At 45.3% G+C, this 6,794-nt stretch carries 6 protein-coding genes; 3 read left to right on the top strand and 3 right to left on the bottom strand.

Features of this window, described 5'->3' with window-relative positions:
• A partial coding sequence (locus QUA74_RS07425) for a helix-turn-helix domain-containing protein (RefSeq protein ID WP_333326592.1) occupies nucleotides 1–166 on the bottom strand: 166 nt, incomplete at its 3' end.
• Nucleotides 167–365: 199 nt separating this feature from the next.
• On the opposite strand from QUA74_RS07425, the gene QUA74_RS07420 reads away from it, so the two are divergent.
• Nucleotides 366–845, top strand: coding sequence for a hypothetical protein (locus tag QUA74_RS07420; protein WP_333326578.1), 480 nt, complete (start codon nucleotides 366–368; stop codon nucleotides 843–845).
• 69 nt (nucleotides 846–914) lie between these two features.
• On the opposite strand, the gene QUA74_RS07415 is transcribed toward QUA74_RS07420, so the two are convergent.
• Nucleotides 915–2,345 (bottom strand): DUF3370 domain-containing protein, encoded by a 1,431-nt coding sequence (locus QUA74_RS07415; RefSeq protein ID WP_333326576.1) that lies wholly within the window; start codon nucleotides 2,343–2,345, stop codon nucleotides 915–917.
• A 297-nt stretch (nucleotides 2,346–2,642) separates the two neighbouring features.
• Nucleotides 2,643–3,377, bottom strand: a complete 735-nt coding sequence (locus QUA74_RS07410) for a PEP-CTERM sorting domain-containing protein (protein ID WP_333326574.1) — start codon at nucleotides 3,375–3,377, stop codon at nucleotides 2,643–2,645.
• Between the two features lie 606 nt (nucleotides 3,378–3,983).
• Between QUA74_RS07410 and surE the strand changes: the two genes are divergently transcribed.
• Together surE and QUA74_RS07400 are read left to right on the top strand one after the other, a co-directional pair.
• Entirely contained in the window at nucleotides 3,984–4,658 is a 675-nt protein-coding gene (surE, locus tag QUA74_RS07405; RefSeq protein ID WP_333326572.1) for a 5'/3'-nucleotidase SurE, read from the top strand.
• Nucleotides 4,659–5,892: 1,234 nt separating this feature from the next.
• The gene (locus QUA74_RS07400; protein WP_333326570.1) at nucleotides 5,893–6,765 is read left to right on the top strand and encodes a pentapeptide repeat-containing protein; all 873 of its coding nucleotides are present in this window, start codon (nucleotides 5,893–5,895) and stop codon (nucleotides 6,763–6,765) included.
• Nucleotides 6,766–6,794: the final 29 nt, after the last annotated feature.

Here is a 6,794-nt window from a genome sequence, read left to right as displayed (position 1 = left end):
TATTTATTGAACAACCCAAAAACTCAGCGATTTTAGATTGTGTTTTTCCGTCATTTAGCAATAATAAAATTAGAATTCTTTCTCTGACATTTGCCTTTTCTTCCTCTTTTAAGGCTTTCTGTAGTTTCTCTATTTGTTGGGAATTGAGATGGTTTTTGGCTGGCATTTTTGTAAAAATTGACTAAACTTAATTTTTATTATACCCTATTTAAAGGTACAACAGCTTAGCTTTTAATGAGATGTCTAATTTTGGAATGATTTAACCGCAGAGACCGCAGAGGACACAGAGGAAGAGAAGAGAGAGATGAATAATTCCGATACCAACGGATTTGATATTACTCATTAATACGATTAAAGTGCAATTTTTGTCTATTCAACCTGCGAGGCAGCCTAATACTCACCAGGTTTTGGTGTCAGTTGGTACGGATACACACAAATTTATTTTTACAACAGAAGTCAATCAAGTGGGAGAACATTTACTTCAGACTACTCGCGGCGATTCCCTACGGGATAGCTGCGCTTCACGCACTTTTTCAGAAGTTTTCCGATTTAATGAGCGAGTAGCGATGAATGTTACAAATCTCGTGGTTAAATGCTACAATCATGAAACTATAAATCTTCCCGCAGATGTTGGCATTTTTGTCACTCCAGAAACAGCTTTATCGAAGCAAAAGCCATTTGAAAATAGCGGTTTAGCAGACACTGACTCGCAAGAATCCAAAGCAGTCGATCGAGAAACCCGTCAAAAAGCGATCGCTATTGTTGAGAAGTTACCGGAAGCTGTGCTTGATGAAGCCGTTAAGTTTCTCGAATCTTTGTATGTTAAGGGCGAGCCCGTCGAGTAGCGATCGTACTTTTTGTTGTGAGAAATTCAGCCACGTTTCGCGCCGTGTAAATATACAGCCAACCGCCAACTAATTACTCGATCGCACAGTCAAAACTTGCGGCGGCGTCGCATCCGGCGGATACAAGAAATCCACCTGCACCAAACGGCGTTCCCCCGGCTTCATATTCACATTCACCAAAGGTTCCCCCTGCTGTCCCCTGCGCTGCACGATGTGAATGTAGCGCGTCAAAGTCTTGCCCGTATCATCCTTAAACATCACCCGCACCGTACCTCGGAAAAATATCCGATTTTCGGGAGGATCGTAAAACATCAATCCCCCCGATTCTGTATTTGCTTTAATCGGTGTTTGCATTTTAATGCTAACAGATTGGGATTCACGAGATTTGTTGTAAAGCGGAAAAGTTAAGTTGTATTGAATGCCGTAATTACCGTGAGCAGAATAAGCAGTATCGGGATAGCGAGCTAACATTTTAGCGCTTTGAACTTGACCTGTGCCAAAAGTACCCGTATCCGTTGTACTCAAAGCATAGGAAAATGACTCGCCGCGCTTGGGAATAGTTAAATAATCGGTTCTCGAATTGTCCGTAATTTTAGCTTGCCACTGGGAACCTTCCGCTACTCCCGCCACGCGGCCATAAATTTTTTGCACCGGATTTTCGCCTTTCGGAGTTGGTGCTAAATCTCTGGGCCCCGCTAAACCTTTGGTATTTAAAATATTTTCCCACTCTTCTAATGTGGGATATTGCTCGACTCCTTCTTGAGTTGTGGGAGCAAACATCGCTAATGATGCTACATAAACCGCATTGCTGCTCGACATTCGCATTAAAGTCGATCGACCATTGGAAGAAGGCGTGACATTCCCCACAGGTATCGGCAAATTCATCAGCATTCGGCTCTCATTCGCCGGAATCTCGATCGCAGCGGGCAAAATGCCTTGTCTGAACCCCCGCAGCACATCGCTCGTGATGCGGCTTCCAGGCCCCGCAAACACAGTGCCGAATCGATTCTCTAAATACGACGGCAAATCGACAAACAAGGCATCCGGGCGAGTTAAATAAGTCGCTCCTTGCAAGACATTTAAAGTAACAGGTTCGGAGTTAGGATTGTGGACAATTATTCCTTGAAATAAGGTGCGAGTTTCGGCGCGATTTTTAGCTTTGGCGATGTGGTGGGCAAAGATGTCAAATCGGCCTTTGAAGGGAAAGTTTAAGTGTGCAGAAGGTACTTGTTTTCCTTCAGGCCCAAATGTGGAGAGCAAAATGCCTTCGGTTTGCACAACTTCGGGGCTGTTGCTGTTGAAAACCGGGATGCTGTCGAGTTGCCCCGGTAAAACGCGCACTTGCTGAGGCACCGTCAGGGTTTTCAGCAGGCTGCTGCTTGGCTGTGGCGGCAAATCCAGTTCGTTTTCGGGTACGGGGAGTTCTGGGTCGATGATCAGTTGTTGTTGGGCGGGAGGTGTGGGGATTGTTTGAGCTAGGGGGAAAATTGGCAAAAACATTGCTGAGAGCGCGTTTAACTGAACTTGCAGAAGATTGCCACATAGCAACCGACACAAAACCTTACCACAAGTTGGTTGATATTTTCTGGTGATGTTGGGATTTTAGGTCTATTTTTGCAGCAATTCGGGCATCGCAAATTTTTTGTTTTTCACGTTGACAAAATGTAGAGCACAAATAAGAGCCAGAAGCACTATAGCTGCGCTGGCTCTTATGAGTTGATACTAGAAGTTAACCTGAATTCACTAGAAATGCGACGAGCTTTTCTGCCGATGGATGGCCCGCACCCCTAAGAAAATTTAAGCAAGAGCTTTTTTTGCCTGCTTGCGGCGTGCTGCTACTAAACTTCCCAACCCCATCACCATACCTGCGATAGTCGTTGGTTCCGGCACTGGCTCAGCATCAGCGGAAACTCCGGCCATAACTTTGTCACTGCTACCAACACTAGACCCAGCTACCTGTTGGAAGCGAACCCCTGCCTTTAGCGTACCATTCTGGAATCCCGTCAAGAAAGCACTTTCTGCCTGAGCCGCACTCAGACTGCTGCCAGTTAGCAAAAAGCTAACCAAAGTTGACTGATTTTTATATAAGCCTCCATTAGCGTTTCCACCATTAAAGCTATTGCGCGGAGTGCTAATGCCATAGTCGAAACCGTTGTGCAAACCGTTAATATCAACGTTTTGCCAAAACGCTGTAAAAGTGCTGCCTGCGGTCGATTTAACTGATGCAGTAACGCCGCTCAATACGTCAAATGCCACGCCAACGAGAGAAGAGTCTGTTGCACCACCGGCTGTAGCCTGAGTGCCAGTGGTATTCTTGATGCCCAAATTCAGGAGCAAATCGGCTCCACTTTGGACAACGTTGAAGTCCAATGTTGCAGTAGCGCCGGTGCCAATGCCGTTGGTAGTACCGTACTCAGGAGCCACGGATAAACTGAATGCTTGGGCTTGTGTTGCAGTTAGTAATGAAGAAGCAATTGCTAAACCAGCGGTAGCTATACAGGCAGTTAGTGGTTGGGCGAAGTTGGTTTTCATAAGAGTAATACCTTTTTTATATCGTTGGGGGGATTGACTTTATTGATTTCTCTCAGTACCTGTTTACATCATCTATCATGTAAAGGTCTTTGTCTATACATTTTTGATACCTTTACCAAAACAATATTCTTCGAGGTTGATTCTTAAACCTTTCGTAAACTCGGTTGTATCGCAAACGCTAGGATGACGGTTGATGAGGGATTCCACCGCTAACTATCCGTTATTGCAACTTTCGGTATCATCGGCTGTCACCACGGGTAATTGCGTAATATTACTAAGCAATTAGTGTTTATTTATACATAAAATAAGGAATCGGTTTGTCGATCGCCAGATATACGCGAAAGTAAAATATAGTTGCACAGTAAGTAAATATAGAATTAGTAACTCTTCCTGGGCGCAGATACCGGGTTTGAGCCACTAAAGTACGGCGTGGAGGACCAAAAATTTTAGGCTGTTGTTCAATCTCCGAGATTCATCTGTGAAGTAAATCTAAAATCTAAAATCTAAAATCTAAAATCGACACAATCCCCGCGCCACCCTACAATTTGAGATTGCATCGACTCGCCCGCCAGTGACACAATAACGTTACTAACCGACAAATTTTCAATGATAATTTTAACCAACGACGACGGCATAGACGCTCCGGGGATTCAGGCACTTTTGCAGGCTGTCAGCGGCAAAACAATTATGGTGGCTCCGCAGGGACAATTGTCGGGCTGCGGGCATCAAGTGACGGCTCACAGTCCGATTCATGTCGATCGGCGATCGGAATTTGAGTATGCTGTAGGGGGAACACCGGCCGATTGCGTGCGTATTGCTCTTCATCACGTTTGTGCGAAGCCGGATTTGGTGCTTTCGGGTATTAACGCGGGTGGCAATTTGGGGGTTGACGTGTATATTTCGGGTACGGTTGCGGCGGTGCGGGAAGCAGCCATGCACGGTATTCCGGGCATCGCAATTTCCCACCGGATTAAAAGACCGCTCGAAATTGACTGGGATGTCGCTACTCGCTGGACATCGCGGGTGTTGGCGGATTTGCTGAACCGGGAACCAAAGTCTGGGTGTTTCTGGAATGTGAATTTGCCGCATTTAGCGCCGGGAAGTGCGGAACCGGAAATTGTGTTTTGCCAGCCTTCGACGCAGCCGCTGCCAGTGGTTTACCGGATGGAGGGAGAATACTTTTATTATGCGGGAGAATATGGATCGCGCGATCGGGCGGCGGGGACTGATGTTGACGTGTGTTTTGAGGGTAATATTGCGGTGACTGAGATATCGCTGTGATACATTTGGGCGATCGAACTATATTTTTTTTCAACCAAGTCTAAATAAATGGTCTTAAATTCGATCGGCGACAGAATGTTTCATATTCATGGCTAAAAACAGATTTCATTATACTTGGGGTTTAGCACTGCATATTCCCTATATATAATAAACCTGTTTTCTGATAATCCCAAAATAGGATATTTAAATCTGTTAAAAATCGATAGTATTGACAATTGAACCAAATTAATCGCAATCCCAAGAGTGGCAGCTATCTTTACTTGCGGCCGTCCGTGCTACCATAATTTTTTTTATCATCCTTCGGCTTAGCAACACCATCAGGTTGTTTCTTTGGCTTTTTGACTTCTTTATTACTTTTTCTTTCTTTTGACATGATTCTTCCTCACTTTTGACTCAGCATAACATAGATTGACACATTTGCCTAACTGCCAGTAGAGGGGGTGATCCTATACAGATATTACTCGCTGTTAGTTTTTTACAATCTGCAGTATATTATCCGCTAGGTTTTGAAGGAATACCCTCTACCGTTAGGCATATCGATAAATCCCTCAGAAGTACAATGTCTGAAATTACTTTTAACCCCGATCGACTCAAGGAAATATTGAAAAGCGCGATCGTCTAACTACTACGAGACAACCGAGAAAAATTCTCGCTGATTAAGCTGTTGTTCCCCATCTAATTTTCATGAAAAATGACAGTAGATAAAATATGGAGCTATGACCCGGCCAGCCTTCGCGACACCTGACGCAAACACAACCAACAAAATTTGCATTGCAGTCTCCGTTTAAAAAAGCTGTTAGTCACAGTGGACAACAAGAATATTGATTTTAACTATTGATTAACACTTTGGACAGTGTTTGATGGCTTACCTACTAAGAATAACGGTTTCACGGATCTCAGTACGATCGCCACGCTTGCCCAAGCACACTAGAGACCCACCATAAATCAAGGGTTTCAGACTATGACCCCAAAAAGGTCGGGACTCTGGAAAAAGCATAAAGTATAGCAATCCTCGCATCATTTGTGAATTTCTTACTCCCGATCGAGCGGGTTCGGGGAGGGTTGGGGTGAGGTAAAAATTTACGACTCCTGCAAGGATTGCTATATATGTATAAATATAAAGTTAATTATCAGCTTTCTTAAAAGTGCGATCCAGACCGCTCCCTTTGAGATAAAATACTTATAAAGAGTGTTTATTTCTAGATAAATTTCTGCTATTAGGAATGTGACCCGTATGGAAGTAACCGAGCTGCTCAAAGAGTACGAAAATGGAAACAGAGACTTTGCTGACGCAAACCTCAGCGGAGCTAACCTCAGCGGAGCTATGTTGGTTGGCGTAAACCTTTCGAGGGCTAACCTGGCGGGAGCTAACCTGAGTCGGGCGCATCTGACCAAAGCAGAACTTAACGACGCAAACCTTTACAGGGCAAATCTGAGTTTTGCCAAAATGGGCCAAGCCAGACTAGCGGACGCAGAGCTTACCAAAGCCAATCTCAGCGGAGCTTTCCTCGTCAAAGCAAAACTGCCCAGGGCAAAGTTGAGTGGCGCCCAACTCATCGGTAGCAACCTGCGGAGCGCCATCCTCTGGAACGCCAATTTGTGTACAGCCGACCTGCAATTCATCAACCTGCGCGGTGCCAACCTCACCGGAGCCAACCTCAACTGGGCAAATTGCGGAGGGGCCAAACTCAGCGGTGCAAAGCTTTTTGGCGCTCAACTAACAGGCATCTATCTCAGGAAAGCTTACATCAATGGCATCGACCTGAGCAGGACGGATCTCAATGGCGTCAACCTGAGCGAAGCCAAACTAAACGGGGTAAACCTGGAAGGCTCAAACTTGTTAGCTGCCAATCTCAGCGGGGCTCAGTTGCGGGGCGTCAAGTTGATGGGAGCAGATTTAACCAGGGCAAATCTGGTGGGAGTTTCTTTGGTGCAGGCAAACCTCGATTGGGCTAGGCTGTGCTATGCAGACTTGAGCGAAGCCGACTTGAGCGGGGCAACATTCACGGGAGCCAACTTTGAGGGTACTCAGTTAGCCGGATCAACCATTCCCCCATCTTTGAGCAATGATGTCTACTTAACTGCAGCACGTGGTGTAGCAGCTTAGGCAACGCCAAAAATTAATTTCGCATTCGA

This window comes from Microcoleus sp. LAD1_D3, assembly GCF_036702135.1.
Lineage (GTDB): Bacteria > Cyanobacteriota > Cyanobacteriia > Cyanobacteriales > Microcoleaceae > Microcoleus.
The sequence above is the reverse complement of the archived record's forward strand: the minus strand, read 5'-3'. Positions and strand labels throughout refer to the sequence as shown.